The organism is Acetobacterium wieringae (assembly GCF_026646375.1).
Lineage (GTDB): Bacteria > Bacillota > Clostridia > Eubacteriales > Eubacteriaceae > Acetobacterium > Acetobacterium wieringae_A.
Genome location: NZ_JAIPPU010000002.1, coordinates 181,463 through 200,350, shown reverse-complemented (window position 1 = coordinate 200,350; position 18,888 = coordinate 181,463). Strand labels below are relative to the sequence as shown.

General features: G+C 44.5%; 9 protein-coding genes. 6 read left to right on the top strand and 3 right to left on the bottom strand.

From position 1 onward, the window contains the following. Positions 1-143 precede the first annotated feature (143 nt). Both Q7P33_RS02585 and Q7P33_RS02580 read left to right on the top strand, forming a co-directional pair. Positions 144-5,741, top strand: a complete 5,598-nt coding sequence (locus tag Q7P33_RS02585; RefSeq protein ID WP_303867186.1) for a triple tyrosine motif-containing protein — start codon at positions 144-146, stop codon at positions 5,739-5,741. 257 nt (positions 5,742-5,998) lie between these two features. Then, on the top strand, positions 5,999-9,949 hold the full coding sequence (locus Q7P33_RS02580) for a hypothetical protein (protein ID WP_286944893.1): 3,951 nt from the start codon (positions 5,999-6,001) through the stop codon (positions 9,947-9,949). Positions 9,950-10,251: 302 nt separating this feature from the next. On the opposite strand, the gene Q7P33_RS02575 is transcribed toward Q7P33_RS02580, so the two are convergent. The 3 genes from Q7P33_RS02575 to Q7P33_RS02565 form a co-directional block, all read right to left on the bottom strand. Continuing rightward, positions 10,252-10,749 carry a hypothetical protein gene (locus tag Q7P33_RS02575; protein WP_303867184.1) on the bottom strand — a complete coding sequence of 166 codons (498 nt, stop codon included), beginning with the start codon at positions 10,747-10,749 and terminating at the stop codon, positions 10,252-10,254. Between the two features lie 265 nt (positions 10,750-11,014). Next, positions 11,015-12,310: a glutamate-5-semialdehyde dehydrogenase gene (locus tag Q7P33_RS02570; protein ID WP_303867182.1), complete on the bottom strand. Its 1,296-nt coding sequence runs from the start codon at positions 12,308-12,310 to the stop codon at positions 11,015-11,017. Between the two features lie 284 nt (positions 12,311-12,594). Beyond that, positions 12,595-13,707 (bottom strand): tyrosine-protein phosphatase, encoded by a 1,113-nt coding sequence (locus Q7P33_RS02565; protein WP_148637387.1) that lies wholly within the window; start codon positions 13,705-13,707, stop codon positions 12,595-12,597. Positions 13,708-13,815: 108 nt separating this feature from the next. On the opposite strand from Q7P33_RS02565, the gene hemW reads away from it, so the two are divergent. The 4 genes from hemW (at position 13,816) to dnaK (ending at position 18,711) form a co-directional block, all read left to right on the top strand. Further along, positions 13,816-14,985 carry a radical SAM family heme chaperone HemW gene (gene hemW / locus Q7P33_RS02560; protein WP_303867180.1) on the top strand — a complete coding sequence of 390 codons (1,170 nt, stop codon included), beginning with the start codon at positions 13,816-13,818 and terminating at the stop codon, positions 14,983-14,985. 148 nt (positions 14,986-15,133) lie between these two features. Further along, the gene (hrcA, locus tag Q7P33_RS02555) at positions 15,134-16,168 is read left to right on the top strand and encodes a heat-inducible transcriptional repressor HrcA (protein WP_303867178.1); all 1,035 of its coding nucleotides are present in this window, start codon (positions 15,134-15,136) and stop codon (positions 16,166-16,168) included. 8 nt (positions 16,169-16,176) lie between these two features. Continuing rightward, positions 16,177-16,749, top strand: a complete 573-nt coding sequence (grpE, locus tag Q7P33_RS02550; protein WP_070371776.1) for a nucleotide exchange factor GrpE — start codon at positions 16,177-16,179, stop codon at positions 16,747-16,749. 135 nt (positions 16,750-16,884) lie between these two features. After that, positions 16,885-18,711: a molecular chaperone DnaK gene (dnaK, locus tag Q7P33_RS02545; RefSeq protein WP_228882480.1), complete on the top strand. Its 1,827-nt coding sequence runs from the start codon at positions 16,885-16,887 to the stop codon at positions 18,709-18,711. The last annotated feature ends 177 nt before the right edge of the window (positions 18,712-18,888 follow it).

The following is an 18,888-nucleotide window of genomic DNA, read 5'->3' as shown; positions in this document are numbered from 1 at the left end:
AATTGCACTTTTATTTTTATGAGAAAAAATACTAATAAATTGATTAAAAATGTCGATAATACATTCATGTACCATGAATATGTGCTATAATCAAAATAAACGCTTGCAATGCAAATATAAAAAGTTTTAAGGGGGAAAAAGGGATGATAAAACGGATCAATCGATGGCTGAGTATAATGCTGGTATTTATGATGGTATTGACATCAATGCCGCTTAATCTATTGGCAGAAGATGTGTCCATGAAAGTGGCGGCTCAAGAGATTTTCACCTGGACAGAGGTTGATGGTGGAGTTGAGATCACAGGCTATGATATAGGTAGTGGTGGAGCCGCTGTTGAAATTCCGGATACATTGGCCGGAAAAAAAGTCGTGGGCATTGGTAGCGATGTTTTTAAAGACCAGGTGATCACCAGCGTAGAATTTTCCAATAATCTGCTATATCTCAAAGAGGGGGCCTTCAACAATTGTGACGACCTGATGGAAATTGAACTGCCGACTTCCATGACCGATATTTATTCCAACTTAGGCAATCCGACCTTTGGAAATTGCGAAAAACTGGTGAAAGTCAGCATTCCCAAATCGGTAAAGATGTGGGGCTTTGGGATGTTTGCAGGCAGTCCGGTAGAAATATATGGCGTGAAAGATTCACCGGCTGATGACTATGCCTATGAAGCGGATCTCAATTTTCATGAGATTGAGTTTCTGACAGTGGATGATTTTCAAGTCTCACCGGCCAGTGAAATTGCTGTTGGCAATCCGATTACATTGACGGCAACTACGTCCGGAGGAGCCGGGGCAATCAGATACGATTATTTCTGGGATCGGATCAATATTGATAAAACGGAGTCCACCAATAACATTGCCAGCGATACGGCTTTGAGTTCAGTTGCTTTTACACCGGATACAGCTGGTACCTATACTTTTTATGTCAGAGCAAAAGATGAAAATGGCAAGACCGCTCAAAAGACGTATGAGAATATTATCGTGACCAATGAACCAGTGATTGCCGAAAATGGTTTTAAGGCCAGCAAGGCTTCGCCCCAATATTATGACAGTGAAATCCTACTGACGGTCGACACAGTTGCCAATACCGGCAGTGGTACACTCAACTATCGCTTTTACTATACCACTGGTGAAGAAACCCAGGTACTGGATGATTCAGTACTCCCCCAAGCCACCTTTAGACCGGATACCCCGGGCCTTTATAATCTTTATGTGGAAGTGACTGATCAGCAGGGACGGACGGCCAAAAGTGAGATTCTAAACTATAGCATTGTGGATGATCTGGCCATTAAATCATTTACGGCGTCACCGGATAATTCCCAGACCCATCCCATTGGCACGACCATTCTTCTGAATGCCGAAGGTTCCGGTGGGAAAACGGCCTACCAGTATCGTTTTTTTGCGATCTTTGAAGATGGCGGAGAAATACCAATTCAGGATTTTTCAACGGCAGCGACAGCCAGTTTTACCCCACTCAAGGCCGGCATTTATGATCTTTACCTGGAAATAAAAAATGGCAGTGGCAAAATTGTTTCCGAGATTGCTCCCGAAACACCGGCGATCATCGAAAACATGATAATTACTCCGGTTGTTACATTAACAGCAGCCAAAGATGATGGCAGCCCGGCCTATCCTGAGGATCAAGTCAGCCTGAATGCCAGTGTCTCCGGTATCAAGGACACCTATACCTATTCCTATGCCTATTCGCTTGATGAAGGGAAGACCAGGACCCCGATTGAAACCGGGATAGCGGAGACGGTCACCGATTTTCTTTTGCCTTCAGCCGGAAACTACCGCTTCTATGTCGATGTTATTGAAAATGGTGAAGTGGTGGCCCAGGCTGTATCGGATAATTATCCGGTACTGACCAGACCGTCAGCAACTCTGAAGTCAGACAAGGTATCGCCTCAAAACCGTAATACAACCGTAAAATTTACTGCCTCAGCCAGTGGTGGTAAGGGTCCTTATACTTATCAGTTTGCCTGTGACCGCGACGGTGAAGACATTTATCAGGGCGAGGCTGTGGCAACAAACACCGTGAGTCTGCCACTCAACGAAGCCGGGGAATACACCATCAAGGTGATCGCCCGGGATGCCAATGGCAAAGAAGCGGAGCAGGCAACTTTGGTTTATGAGATCCGCGATAATCCCCTGGCCCAGATAACAACCAATCCTGATCAAGAATTAACCCACTATGTCGGGGATGAAGTCATCCTCCAGGCGGATGTAGACGGCGGAACGGCTCCCTTTAAATATCGGTTTTATTATAAATTGGGCTCCAAGACGGTGGAATTGTCCGATCCCGATGTCAATGACAAGGAGGCATCGATCAGCTTTACCCCAACGATTGCCGGTAATTATAGCTTTATGGTTGAAGTGACCGATGATAACGGTTTAAAAACAACCGCAACGCAAACCGGCTACAAGGTTCTGGCAGCTGTGGCCACCAAAAGCTTTGTGACCGATAAACCATCTGGCCAGAATGTAAATACCCCAATCAAGCTGACAGCCAATGGCAGCGGTGGTAAAACACCCTATACTTACAAGTTCACCTATCAATTAAATGATGGCGGTCCGGTTGATGTCGATGAGAATGCATCGTCAACCACCAATACCGTATTATTTGAGCCAACCCAGGTGGGTACCTATACCTTAAATGTTGAAATAACCGATGATAATGGCAAGGGCCAAACCACCACCAAGACCATTGAAAATTACAAAATCGTCAACGGCCCGGTGATTGACAAAATCAGTGCCGTTAATAAAGCTGACCCGGAAACAGCAATTTACGTCAACGATCCCATTCTGATTACGGCAGCACTTAAGGATGGAACCGGAACCGGACCAATTCAATATCATTTTACCATTAAAAATGGCACGAAAGTCGTTAAGAGCGTGACACAGACTGATGTTAACAGCTTGGAGTTTACTCCGCAAACAGCCGGCACCTACAGTGTGACAATCGATGTGATTGATAATGATGGGCTGAAAGCGACCCAAATCCTGAAAAATGTGGTGGTGTTAAAAACACTGATGGCTGGGCTGAAAACGGACAAAGCTTCGGGAACGTCGATAAACAGTGCCATTAAGCTGTCGGCGACAGCAACCGGAGGGAAATCCCCCTATACCTATACCTATGAATGGGAGGATGCTTCGGGAAGTATAGGAAGCATCCCGGCAGAGCTGACCGCAAAAACAGCAGCGCTTACTTTTTACACCCCTGAAGATGTGGGCCTATATACCTTGCGGGTGATAGTAACCGATGCTAATGGAAAACAGGCTGTTTCGGAGATAGCCGGGTATCAGATCAAGAACCCGCCCATTATTGATGATTTCACGGTGCTGCCAGAGAAGGGCACAGCGGTTTATCCGGGTGAAGATATTTCACTAACAGCAGAAGTTCAGGAAAATTCTGGTCAAGCGCTGCTAAGCTATGCCTTCTATGTCAATGGCAGTAAGGAGAAGATTGTCGATGACGACAGTGATCCGACCACGGTGGTATATAAACCCTTATCGGGCGGCACCTATACCTTTGAAGTGGTAGTTTCGGATGGAGTCAGCAGTGTCAGCAAAAAAATAACCAGCTATAAGGTCAATACCGGACTGGAAGTGACCAGTCTTAAAGCCAGTAAAACCGATGGGGTGATCATTGGCGATACGATTCAGTTAACCGCGGCCGGCAAAGGCGGGGTTGCACCCTATACATATCAGTTTTCCTATGAAATTAAAGATGATGAGGAAAATGTAATCAAAGCAGAAACCGATATTTCGCCGGTGGACAATAAACTAAAAACCATTAGTTTTGATAAATTTGATCAAGTTGGCAATTATACTTTTTATGTCGAAATCACTGATAAAAATGGTATGGTCAGCTTAAACTCGGTTGAAAAGCATCTGGCAGTAACGGTAACAGACCCACCAATAATTACCGGTTTGGTGATAACCGATCCTGATGAAGAGGAAGAATTGAACAGTTCCTATGAAAAAGAAGAAATTAAATTAATCGCCAACAAAAAACCGGAGGCTGGTGGTGAGAATTTGACCTATAGTTTTTCCTACAAGGTCGGTTCAAAATCAGAGACCATCGATGCCGCCGATGTAACGGAGAATGTGGCCAGCTTCACACCGCCCGTCGCTGGGACCTACACCTTTTATGTCAGTGCCAGGGATGAGAATACTGGCTTGACCAGTGCCACCTATACCCGCAGTAAATTTGTGGTGCTAAAAACCTTCGGCGTTAAAAGCCTGAAAACCAGCAAACCCACTGGTCAGGATATCAATACCGAAATTAAACTGACAGCCACCCCGGATGGTGGACAGGCGCCGTTTACCTATGCTTTTTACCAGAAACTGCGAGAAGATAAATTGGATACAATCGATGAAACTGATTATGCGGCATGTCTGATCCCGAGCGATAAAACAAAGAATTATGCTACCTTTAAACCGGCAAGCGCAGGAACCTATATTCTGCTGGTGGCGATTACTGATGCCAAAGGCAATACTGCCACCGAAAGCATCGATTTTGATATCAACAATCCCCCGGTGGTGACTTTAACAACCGATCAAACCGGTCAACCGGTCTATGTCAAGGATACCGTTGAACTGACAGCCACGGTGGCTTCTGATACCGGTATTGGGGACTTGGACTATCGCTTCTACTGGACCCGGGGCGCCGAGAAAGGCGATCTGGACACCACATCAGAAGAGGACCGGGTGGCTCAAGCGGAGTTCATTCCGGAAGAGGCCGGTACCTATAACCTCTTTGTGGAGGTAACCGATGAAAAAAATGTGAGCAAAACAGCGAAAATCAGCAGCTTTAAGGTGCTGGGAGATGTCAGTGTCAAAAGTCTGGTGGTAGATAAGAAAACACCTCAGAATATCGGTACATTAATTAAGCTGACGGCCACCGGAACGGGTGGCAAGACCCCTTATAAGTATCAGTTTTATTATCAGCGGGACAGTTTAAATGATGAAGATGATGTGGCAGATTGGGAAAAAATTGGTTCATCCACCACATCCAAGACTGTCAGCTATCGGCCCATGAAACCCGGCCTCTATAGCTTTAAGGTGGAGATTACCGATGCCAACAAGATTGTCAGTAGCTCTGACGAAGAAACAGCCCTACTGAGTGATTATCTGGTGGTCGATCCACCGGTTATCCGGAGCTTCACCGTGTCGCCGACCGGAAAACAATATGAAGACGTACCGGTTACCCTGACCACCACCGTTGCTGGCGGCAGCGGAGTGTTTGACTATGAATTCTATTATCAGCTGGAGAAAGAAGAACGCCAGCCCATCACTGAAGAAGATGATGAGACGCCCGGTACCATCAGTTTTAAACCGGAAGAAGCCGGTACCTATAAGTTTTTTGTCGTGGTAACGGATAACGAGAATGGAGAGGAAGATTCCATTTCTGTTGAAAAAACCATTAATCGTTATACGGTAGTCAAAACGGCCGCGGTCAAAGACTTTACTATCAATAAAACCAGCATGGCATTAGGCAGCAGCGACCGGCTTTCAGCTACCGGACAGGAGGGGATCAGACCCTATTATTATCAGTTCTCCATGAAAAAAGAAGGTGACAGCGAAGAGACGATTATTCGGGCCTTCTCGACAACCTATTACTATTCCTATAAACCATCAACAGCGGGTACTTATACCTTCTATGTGGACATTAAAGATAGCAAAAATGAAACAATTTCTAGAAGTGAAATACAGAATAGTCTTGTGGTAGATTAATAATAGAATAGCCGATGGAATTAAAATTGAGCTCTTTACTGGCTGATGCTGGTAGGGGGCTCATTTCTTTAAGAAAAGCCGTTTTGATTTGAAAATTTGCGGGATTCATTAAAGAATTTTTCTCTTTTGACGATAACATCATCGTGAGAGTATGATATAATTAATTAAAAAAATTTCATTTGGATTTGATGATCGATCAATGATCGATGATATAAGCAATTTAGGACAGATCGTGAAAAATTAAAGGAGGTCTTGTCATGGCAATGAAAAAACGGACAGCGTCGATGTTATCGGCTGTTTTGCTGACTTCGGTGCTTTTTTCGCCGACAGTATGGGCTGAAGGCGCTCAGGCAACAATTGTTACCGAACCGGGAGTTCAGTATAAAACTCATATTCAGGATTATGGCTGGGAAACCACTTGGAAAAGTAATGGCGCTTTGTCAGGTACCGTCGGAGAATCCAAGCGACTGGAAGCCTTACTGGTGGGATTAACGGGCTCGCTACCGGCAGGCGCAAGCATTCAGACTTATGTTCATGTGCAGAACAGGGGCGATTTGGGTCCGTTTGCCATGGGCAATGAAGCCGGAACCAGCGGCCAGGGTCTGCGTCTTGAAAGTATTCGGCTGGTACTCAACAATATGCCGGGCTATCGTCTTTTATACAATGTTCAGGTTCAGAACCGGGGCTGGTTAAAGGATGTTAACAACTCCGATACCTGGTTTAAGAGTGGTGAAACCGCCGGAACATCAGGGCAAGGCTTAAGACTTGAGGGACTCCGAATTAAAATTGTCGAAGTGAATGAGGAGTACGAAACCTATCTTGCGACGCTGAATGCAGTTAATCCCTATTCATATACCAGCGAATCCTGGGCTGATTATCAGGAAATTGTCGATGCCAATGTAATGACAAAGAATAACAGTAAGGAAGAAATTAAACAAGCCATTGCCAACATTACAGCAGCGCAGAAAGATCTGGTGCTGGCAAAGAATTTAACTGCCTATAATGCAGCACTTGCCTCTGTACAGGAAGTGAATTATACCCCGGATACTTGGTCGGTGTATCAGGATGTGGTGGCTGAAAATGTGGTTACGAAGGATGATTCCCAGGCTGATATCAATACTGCTCTAAAAAATATTCTGGAAGCTCAGAAAAAACTGCAGTGGAAGGTTAATCTAACCGAGTATCAGGCAACCTTGGATGCTGTTCGGGAGGAAGACTATACAGCAGAGTCATGGTTAGCTTATCAGAGCGTTGTCTCATCCTATGCCATGACCGAAAACAATACCCAACCGGAAGTCGATGCGGCGGTTAAAAAAATAGATGAAGCCCAGAAAAAAATGGTCAAAAAGTTTGATTTTACCGCTTACAATGCGCTTCTCAACGCAGTAAAAGAAGAAGACTATATTGAAACTACTTGGGCGATTTATCAGGATGTGGTCGATGCCAATTTTGTGGATGAAACCTATACCCAAAGCGATATAGAAAAAGCCATTAAAAATATTGAAGCAGCCCAAAGCAAGTTGGTGAAAAAAGCTGATTTAACCTATTATCAGGCGGTATTGGATGCAGTTAACAAAGAAGACTATACGACGGTGTCCTGGAGTGCCTATCAGAAAGAGGTTCGTTCAGTGGTAGTGAATGCCATGAGCAAACCGGAGGTTATCGATGCGGCTGTTCTTAAAATTTTGTCAGCGCAAATGAATCTGGTACCGGCTGGAGACATGCGTTATTACTATGCCGCCATCAATGCGGTGATTCGAACCGACTATACAACGGCTTCATGGGATGCCTACCAGAAAGTAGTGGCAGCCAATGTAGTCATTCCGGCTGATGGCCAGGAAGCCATTGATGCGGCGACCGAAAAAATCGAAGCGGCCCAGAAAAAGCTGGAGGGAGCGGCTGAAGATCTGGAAGAATACGAAGACTTGATCGGTCTTGATCAGGATAACTATACCTCAGCTTCATGGGCTACCTATCAAAAGGTAATTGACGCCAATTTTCTTAAACCGCAGGATGGCCAGGCTAAGATCAATGCCGCGGTGACAAAACTGCGGGCGGCCAGCCTGAAGCTGGTGGAAAGAGCCGGTGATTATACCGAGTATAACAAAGCCCTGAGATATAATCTCTATCTGGGAAAAGATCCAGATGATACGACGTCGACTAAAGCAATTGTTTTGATGGCGGAAAGTGATTACACCACATCAAGCTGGGCTACTTATCAGAAAGTTCTGGATGCCAACGTCATGGATCCTGACAAATCACAGACTCAGGTCAATACGGCAGTAGCTAATATTAAAAAAGCCCAGTACAAACTATTGCGAGGTGGAAATCTGAGCCGTTATGATACGTTGCTTACCTACAATATTTACTTGGGAAAAGATCCCGATAAAACAAGTGATACCCGAGTTCTTAGACCGATGAAGGAAACAGAGTATACCGCTGCATCCTGGGCCGTTTATGCCAAGGTGCTCAGTAGCAATGAAATGGATCGGGATAAATCCCAGGCGCAAATTGACGCAGCGATAGTCAAGATTGAGCGGGCCCAGATGAAACTGATGGAGAAAGGCCGACTCGATCTGCCAAATGGTTACAACTATATTTTAGCAACGTATGCTGCTGATTTAAGCAATCCGGTGCCGCTGAAGGAATCTGATTTTACTGAGAAAAGTTGGAGTGCCTACCAAAAACAGATATCAGCCAAAGGTTATTTTGTTACAACTGACAACTCTCAGGCGGAAATAGACCGGGCTGTGGAATTGGTTGCAGCAGCGCAACGAAATCTGCTAAAGAAAAAAGGGGATATGACGGCCTTCATAAAAGCCAGAGATGCTTACATTGGAAAGGAAGATAAGTATACAACTTCAACCTGGAATGAATATTTAAGTGTGCTCAAAAAATATAATCTGATATCATCTGAAGACACTCAGGCCAAGATTGATTCGGCAACCAATGATATTATCAATGCCCAGGGTCGATTAAAGTTGGGGGCGGACATGACAGCTTACAACGAAGTCTTGAGTCGGGTTCAAAAAGAAAATTACACAACGGCTTCCTGGGAGGCTTACATGAAGGTGGTTTCGGCAAATGTAAGAACGAAGGATGATCTGCAGACGGCTGTAAATGCGGCAAAATCAGCGATTGAAGCGGCGCAGTTAAAGCTTATTCGCCAGAATGAGGTCGAGCTGAAAGCCTTTAAAGAAACCCTTGAATTGTATCAGCGTAATATCATCAGTCCGGGAGCGATTGAAGCAAAAGCGACAGTTCCGACATGGACTTATTATAAATCGAAAGTTGAAGAGTATGCGAGTTTTGATGGTAGCGGAAACTGGGTGCCAACGCTCATTTCAGCCAGTAGTGCACCGAGTGATATTATCAATGCGACAAAAGTAATTGATGGGGCGATCAGACTACTGATGCCTTCGGATGCAACAGGCTTGGATATTGATGCCTATCAGTTAGCCAAAGCCACTCTGGTTAATCTTGAGGGCTCGCCAGATACATATGTTTATACCAGTAACTCGTATACTGCCTATGTTCAGTTCTGCATCAACAATGGAATTCCGATAAGAAACCTGATTGAAGCAACACAAGGTCAGATTAATACGGCCACGGAGATGATTCCGATTGCGCTAAAAATGTTAAAAACTGCAGCAACAGGCGACGACATCAAAGCTTTTGAGGTTGAAATGGCGCATTCGCAGGCCCTTCGAAAAATTGAAGATCAGTTTACTGCCAATTCCTGGAAGGATTATGCAGCGCTCTATACGACAGTCAGTCTGGATCCGAAAGAAAATGATCAAACTGAATACCAAAATGCGACAGCGGCATTCAAAGCAGCACGTGAAAACCTGATTTATAAAGCTGATATTGTGACAGGACAGGCTAATATTACGAGTATTCGGTTGGCACTCAATGTTAACGACAATCTCAATACGGAAATTAAGCGATTGATGACTGAGAGTATACAGACAAAAATTTCAAGTGGTAGTATTCCAGTGGTATTTGATGTGAATAAGTATACTGTGACGTTTACGCAAAAAAGTGTTGCGGGTGATGCGTCACTTGTAACTGACTCGTCAAGCGCTGATTATGGTAAAATTGTAGATAAGGGGACATCTGGTCAGGCGACAGTTACGATTAAAATCAAGTCAAATGACAGCACCGATATAAGTACGGTAGCCGATTTAGTCATAACAATTGCTGATTAACCAATGTAACCAGTTGTTTAACCGATATTTTTGACGTGAAAAGTTGTAAGAACATTATCGGGTAACGGCCTTTACTTAAGGCTGGTACCCGATGTAATGAGTGATGATTTAAGCAGACGTTATTAATGAAAAAAGACCCTTTCCAAGTCTAATTTTGAACATTGGAAAGGGTCTTTTTATTATCGTAGGAAAAGACAAGCTGATAATAGAAATGAAGGTAGCTTAGGGATAGACTAGACGATTCGATAAAGTTAGAAGACAGACTTTTATTTGCGGCCTACATAAATCTGCGAAATATATTTTCAAGAAACGGTATTAACAACTTTCTCCATTCCCGCCAGATCAAACCCGGTTTCGCAATAAACCGAATAGGTGTATTTATCAGTTTTCCAGGTGGCTAAGCCCATGCCATCGGGGTTGGTCTGGTAGAGAACCGGAATCCCGGAAGCGTTTGCTTTGGTTTCGCCGCTCTGGAATTCGGTGTAAACACCCGCAATGTTGTCGATCATCACATCACCCTTACGAACCGTATAGCTGACACCATCCAGGGTAAAATTGGCCTGGGCAATGTCATCAGAGATGGTGAAGTATTTCACATCCGTGATGCCGGTTGGCAGGGTTTCGAAGGTAAAGCCGATTGCATCCTTAATCGCCTCGCTTGAGGCCTGCTCCACCATCGGGTTGGGCAGTTCGGTTTTGGAATCATCCTTTTTTTCGGCGGCAGGGGTGCAGCCAGTAAAAAGAAGAACCGTGAGAGAAACAAGAATCAAGGGAAACAACAACAGTTTTTTTGATTTCATAATAGACCTCTCTTTATTTTATATTTTAGGTAATTGCAAAACTGCCGTGAGCTTTGCGCCCAGTTTCGCACGAAACAATTTTTACACTGTACGGCGGACAGTTCGCTGAACTGTTCGCCTACACGTTACAAAATTGTTTGTGGAAACTGCACTCAAAGCAATTATTGTTCGATTTTTTTCATTTCGCAATTATCTATTTTATTTTTAGATGTTGGGGCATGTCATGGCAGCGTTTCGTTTGTCATACCGGTTGTTAAATTTGCAGCTAAATCGGACAGTTACTAGCCCTGGCCACATGGGTAAACTGACTCTTGCCGCTGGCATAATCAGCTACGCATTGACCATGACCCAGTAGTTTGTATTTATAACTAAGCAGTCCGTCCAGGCCAACCGGACCCCGGGCATGAAGTTTGCTGGTGCTGATCCCCACCTCGGCGCCGAAGCCGAAACGGAAGCCGTCACTGAAGCGGGTTGAACAGTTCCAAAAAACACCGGCTGAATCCACCAGGGTCATAAAAGTTTGGGCGGTGGTTTCGGTGGTGGTCAGAATCACATCGGTGTGACCGGAACCGTAGGTGTTGATATGGTTAATGGCCGTGTTCAGATCGGGTACAATTTTAATTGACAGGATGTAATCCAGGTATTCGGTTTTCCAGTCGATCTCGGTAGCTGCTTCCACGGCAATGATCGCCTGAGTGGCAGCATCCCCCTTAATATGAACATTTTTGGCCTCCAGTGCCGTTTTAAGTTGCGGCAACAGAGCAGCGGCGATTTTTTCGTTGACAAGCAGCGTTTCCAGGGTATTGCAGGCAGCGACATACTGGGTTTTAGAATCGACAATGATCGCAACGGCCTGGGCCAGATCGGCATCTTCATGAACATAAACATGGCAGATGCCGTCGGCGTGGCCCATGACCGGAATGTTGGAATTGTTCATAATATATTGAACAAAGCTGTTGGAGCCGCGGGGAATAATCAGATCAATGTAGTGATCCAATGCCAGCATGGCAGTGACGTCTTCCCGGGTTTCCAGATTTTGGAGCCAGTCCTTTGGCAGACCCACAGAAGCGGTGGCTTGATTGATAATTTTAGCAAGCAGTCGATTGGTTTCCAGGGCTTCACGGCCGCCTTTTAAGAGTACCGCATTGCCGCTTTTCAGGCAGAGGGTGGAAATCTGAACAAAAGCATCGGGTCGGGATTCGAAGATAACCCCAATGACCCCAATCGGGCAGGTGACCTTATAGAGATCCAGACCTTCATCCAGTTCGGTTGACAACTTGGTGGCTCCCAGGGGATCGGAGAGCTTCATCAGGCTGTGGATTCCCTGGATCACATCATTGATCTTTGCAATATCGAAGGTCAGACGTTTAAGTAGGGGGGCACCCAGGTTTTCTTCCTGAGAGCGTTTCATATCGACTTGATTGGCAGCTGCAAGTGCTTCTTTGTTTTCTTCCAGAGCGTTGGCAATAGCCAGCAGACCGGCATTTCGCAGCTGGCCGTCGGTGGCTGCTAACAGGATGCCCGCCTCCCGGGCGATTTTTCCGCATTGTTCCATTTGCATTGGCATTTCCTCCTAAATTTTGGGATTGGGTTTTTCAGGGCGAGGGTCTGACCCCTTGGTCATCACGGATCGCTCCTACAAACTAATGTGTGATAGTCGTATTTTAATAAACTGTAAAAATGGATTCGTAGGGGCGGGTTTTACCCGCCGGAGGGACGTTTGTATATTGACCAACGTTCCGGGCGAATGCGATTCGCCCCTACACTATGATGTGTGACATTATATGTGTTAACAGAGTTATTGTTTTCTTCGTTGGGGTGGGTAAGCCACCCCAATGACGGCCTTTATTTTGCCAATAAATTCTCTCGAATCTTCTTAAAATCTTTCTCTCGTAAATCAGTTTTTTCCATTAAATAGGTTTCCACATTTCCGAAATTGGTGTTGACATAGTTCATCGAAATCTTTAACCACTCGGGTTTGACACCATAAAATTCCCAGAGGTGATAATTTTCAATGCCCAGTTCTTCAGACATAATGTTACCCAGCAGGTTAAAACTCTCGTCAAAGGTCAGATTCGTCAGCGTATAGTCAGACAGGATCACATCTTCATTAACACCTAAAATACTCAAAATCAGATAGGTCATAAAACCGGTACGATCTTTACCGTTGGTGCAATGATAAAGAATTGGGTATTCCGATGGTTCGGTTAGGTATTTGAGCACTTCGGCAAAGCACTGGGCCCGATCTTCGGTCTGAATTTTATAAATATGGCGCATAAATGCATCAATTACGCCAGGTTGAGTGAAGTCCTGATGGTCCAGTTCCATATCGGCACTGGAAAAAATTGGTAGCAGATGGTATTCGGTATTTTTGGGCAACCGATCAGCCTGACGCATTGATTTGGATTCGTTTCTGAAATCAAAGACGTGTTTAAGGCGCAGGGCCGAAAAATAGTCGACGTCCTTATCGGAAAGGTGGGCCAGTTCTTCACTACGGATCACTTTTCGCCACTTGATTTTGCGACCATCGATTCCCGTGTAGCCGCCGATATCCCGAATGTTGATGGAATTTTCCAGTTGGATCAGACGTTTGCTCAACTGGGTTTCTTCACAAAAAATCAGATTGTTTTCATCTTTGAAATTATATAAGATCCGACCATTGGGGGCAATCAACCCCGGATAGGTGGATTTTTGTGGTTCGGACTTGGAAACAGGAGTAACCTCAGCGGAGGTGGTTTTACTCGGTTTATCAGGATGAGCGGATTCGGTCGTTGTCATACTTACTGGAGGCAAATTTTCAGACAGGGGTTCGTTGAGAATCGTTTCTTTAGTGAGTGCTTCAGACCAGGTGGTAGATGGGGGTGACTGTTTTTTCCGGATTCGTTTGCTAACCAGAAAATAAGCGGGGATAGCAGCAGCTGCGCCAGCAATTATGGCAAGGGTGGTCGTTTTTTTCATTGATGATTTCCTTTCTGTGACTTCCATAGGATCTGTTTTTTGATTCATTATATGTTATGATTATAGCATAAACTTAATCAAAAAGTCCTAAAATGTGAGGAGTTAAGTATGAATACGTTAAGTGTTACTGATGGCCCGGGTCTGGGAATTTACTGTCATATTCCGTTTTGTCTCAAAAAATGTGCTTATTGTGATTTTTCGTCATTCTCTCGTCAGAGTGAGGCAGTAATCAGAGTTTATTTTGCAGCCTTGCATAAGGAAATTAGAAAATTTATCGAAGAAAATAAAAAATTTGCGTTACCAGCAGTGGATACCATCTATTTTGGTGGGGGAACACCTTCTGCGGTTGATGTCAGACACATTGAAGCAACTCTTTTGCTGTTAAACGAAGTATTTCAGGTAAAGGACGACGCCGAAATCACCATTGAAATCAATCCCGGGACGCTGACTGCCGATAAAGCCAGACGCTACAAAAAGGCGGGGATCAATCGGGCCAGCGTGGGGCTGCAGGCCTGGCAGGATTTTCTGCTAAAAATCCTTGGTCGGGTTCACAGTCAAGCCGATTTTATCAAAGCGATGGAGCTCTTAAAAGAAGCAGGATTCAATAATTACAGCGTTGATGTAATGGTGGGCTTGCCAGGACAAAAGATCACCGATGTGATGGAAACCGTACAGGCGGTAATAAATTATGCCCCCACCCACCTTTCCTGTTACAGCCTGATTCTGGAGTCAGGAACACCAATGGCTAACTGGGTAGAGTCAGGTCAGTTGGAGCTGCCGGATGAAGATGAAGAACGGGAAATGCACTGGGCCGTAGATGGTTTCCTAAAAGAACAGGGATTTTTGCATTATGAAATATCCAGCTTCTGCCAACCTGGATATGAGAGTCGTCATAATGTAAAATATTGGGAATTGGTGCCTTATCTGGGTTTTGGACTGGGGGCCCATGGTTATTTTAATGGCCAACGTTATGGAAACAGTAATGAACTTAATGAGTATTGTCAGTTGCTGAAAGCGGACAAATCACCGGCAATTTTTGAACCGGCGATGACGCCGGAGGAGCAAATGCGTGAGTGGATGTTTTTGGGATTACGCAAACTGAGAGGGATTCGGGAGGATGATTTTTGCGCCCGTTTCGGAGAAAGCTATTTTGTCCCGTTTGGCGATGTTATCCAGTCGTTGATCACCGCCAGATTACTGGTATGGGACGGGACGGTTTTGAAGTTGACATCCAGGGGGCAGGACTTTGGAAATCAGGTATTTATGGCTTTTGTCTAGATGCAATCAGGTCGAAAAAATAACTTAAGAAAACTTTAAAAAGTGAGTAAGCCATTATAGAAACTAGTTGACAAAGTAGGGGTAGGGTGTTATATTTAACTCAGATGTTAGCACTCAATTATTGCGAGTGCTAATAACGAGGTGAATCATGGAACTTAACGCACGTAAAAAAAAAATATTGGAAGTGATCATCCGTGACTACATCAATACCGCCGAACCGGTTGGCTCCCGGACGCTTTCAAAAAGATGTAATTTGGGTATCAGCCCGGCCACCATTCGAAATGAGATGGCTGATCTTGAAGAACTGGGTTTTCTGGTTCAACCCCATACCTCTTCGGGACGGATTCCAACCCAGCAGGCGTATCGTTATTACGTTGATGAAATTATGGAGATCCAAAAACTCGAGAAGATGATCCGAACGGATATTCATCGCGGCTTTCTGGATCATACCACTGAACTGGGACTGACGATGTCGCATACTGCACAGGTTTTGTCACAGCTAACTAACTATACAGCAGTAGTTCTGGCACCTCGGGTCACAAATTTTAACTGTAAGCATGTTCAAATTGTTTCTTTAATTAAAAACAGGGTACTTATGGTAGTAGTGACCCAGGAGGGGATGGCTAAAAATATTGAGGTAACCCTTTCTCATGAGGTTGATACCATCCTGGCACTGAAGCTTTCCAATGTGATTAATGGATTTTTAAAAAATACCGTTCTCAGTGAGATGAGTTCGGATTTAATTGATCAAATTCAGGAATTGTCCCCGGCGGAAAGTAAATTGATCCATGAGATTATCCCGCATCTAAAAAAAGCCTTGATGGAGGACGCTTCGGAGGTTCACTCCACCGGATTAACCAATCTATTTAATTATCCGGAGTTCAGCGACGTCAATAAGATTAAGCAATTGATCAATATTGTTCAGGAAAAGCAGGTGCTCTCAGAAATGATGGCATCCAAGGATGGCAATCAGGTCATTCGGATAAAAATAGGGAGTGAAAATGACAATGAAAATCTTAAAGACTTCAGCATTATTACTTCCACCTACGAGTTGGATGGCGAAATGATGGGCGCCTTTGGCGTAATCGGACCCACCCGGATGAACTATGACAATGTGTCGTCGGTTCTTAACTATATCCGCAATGAGTTAAATTTACATATCTCAAATTTATTAATGAAATAGGTGATTAGATGATAAAAGAAGAGGAAATTAAAACAGAAACCGCTTTTGAAACAGATGAAGCGCTTTTAGATGAAGCAGAAACAGTAGCCGATGAGGCCGCAGCAGAGGAAACCGCAGAGACATCTCCGGAAGAGGTATTAAAGGAGATTGTAAAGGAGGATGAGGCCGTCTTGAATCGCCTGATCAGACTTCAGGCTGATTTTGAGAATTTTAAAAAGCGGAGTCAAAAAGAAAAAACAGAAATGTATCAATTTGCATCAGAAAACTTTGCCACCAAGCTGTTGCCGGTAATGGATAATCTGGAGCGGGCGGAAGCCGCCTTGACCGATGCCAGCGAGGAAGCCAAAGGTTATATTGATGGACTGGAAATGGTTTTTAAGCAGCTTAAGGATGTTCTCAAAGAAGAAGGACTGGAAGAAATAATCTGTGAAGGTCCCTTTGATCCCAATCTTCACCATGGCGTTGCTGTTGGTGAGGATGAAGAAAAAGAAGACCAGGAGATCATGGACGTATTCCAGAAAGGTTATAAGTTCAAGGGTAAGGTGATCCGGCCAGCTATGGTTAAGGTTTGCAGCAAATAGTATTGCAGCAGCTTCGCATTTAAAAATGAAATTATTATTAGCAATAGAATCATCCAAAATCGAAAATTCGCTGGTCTCATCACCAGAAACGAGTTTTCATATAAAAAATAGTATACAATTCAGGAGGAAATAGATATGAGTAAAGAAAAAATTATCGGGATTGACTTAGGAACCACAAACTCTTGTGTAGCCGTATTAGAAGGCGGTGAAGCCGTCGTAATCCCCAATGCCGAAGGAAATAGAACGACCCCATCGGTTGTTGCTTTTGCCAAAGATGGTGAGCGACTGGTGGGACAGGTTGCCAAACGACAGGCAGTTACTAACCCGGATCGTACCATTTCGTCAATTAAACGGGATATGGGTACTGATCGCAAAGTAACCGTCGATGACAAAAGTTATACCCCTCAGGAAATTTCAGCTATGATTCTGCAAAAGCTTAAAGCTGATGCCGAAGCGTATTTAGGTGAAACTGTCAGTAAAGCGGTTATTACCGTACCTGCCTACTTCAGTGATGCCCAAAGACAGGCGACCAAAGATGCCGGACGGATTGCCGGTCTGGAAGTACTGCGAATAATCAATGAACCAACCGCAGCAGCGCTGGCTTATGGTTTGGATAAAGATGCCAATGACAAAATTATGGTCTATGACTTGGGTGGTGGAACATTTGACGTATCCATTCTGGAACTGGGGGATGGCGTTTTTGAAGTAAAAGCAACCAATGGAAACAATCACCTGGGTGGTGATGATTTCGATCAGAAGATCATTGACTGGATGGCTTCTGAATTTAAGAAAAGTCATGGAATTGATCTTAAAAATGACAAAATGGCTCTGCAGCGACTTAAAGAAGCAGCTGAAAAGGCCAAAATTGAATTATCGACGGTTATGAAATCAGATATTAATCTACCCTTTATCACCGCCACGGCAGAAGGTCCACAGCATTTGGAATTATCCCTGACCCGGGCAAAATTCGATGAGCTGACTTCAGATCTGGTTAAGAGCACCATTGGACCGGTTGAAAAAGCCATGAAAGATGCCGGCCTTTCTAAAAATGAATTGGATAAGGTAATTCTGGTTGGTGGCTCGACCCGAACCCCATCCGTACAGGATGCCGTTAAAAACATTACCGGTGAAGAAGCCTACAAAGGGATTAACCCGGATGAATGTGTAGCCATCGGAGCGGCGATTCAAGCGGGGGTATTAGCTGGTGAAGTTCATGACGTATTACTGCTTGATGTCACCCCATTATCTCTGGGAATTGAAACATTAGGTGGAGTATTCACCCGGTTGATCGATAGAAACACCACAATTCCAACCAAAAAAAGCCAGACATTCTCAACTGCAGCAGACAATCAAACGGCTGTTGACATCCATGTTTTACAGGGTGAACGAGAAATGTCCAAGGATAACAAGACATTGGGTCGCTTCCAATTAACCGGGATTCCAGCAGCACGACGAGGAATTCCACAAATTGAAGTAACCTTTGATATTGATGCCAATGGTATTGTCAATGTGTCCGCTAAAGACATGGGAACCGGTAAATCTCAAAATGTTGTTATCAAATCGACCACCAACATGAGTGACGAAGAAATTGATAAAGCAGTTAAAGAAGCAGAACAACACGCTGAAGAAGATAAAAAAGTTAAAGCTTTGATTGAAGCTAAAAATATTGCCGATTCCACAATCTATCAAACCGAACAGTCCCTCAAGGAAATGGAAGGCAAGGTTTCAGATGAAGATAAGGCCAAGGTTGAAGCCGCCATTGCGGAGCTGAAAACAGCCAGTGAAGGGGATGATGTGGAAGCCATCACAAAGGCAACCGAAGCATTAAATGAATCCTTCTACCCATTAGCTCAAAAAATGTATGAGCAAGCTGCTGCACAACAGGCACCTGACGAACAGGAAACTACAGATCAGGGTGATGACGATGTTGTGGATGCTGAATATGAGGAAGTTAAAGAGTAAGAATTGCCAGAAACCGGCAAAAACCAGTGGCAGCCAAGGCTGCCACTCTTTTTCGTGGAGGCAACGAGCCAAGCGCAAGCGCGCCTGCAGTTGGCTACTGCCTGCAAACGGCTCAAAATGTGGGTGAGCGTTTTGAAAAGTTTCGTGGAGGCAATTGTAGGGGCGATCCGTGATCGC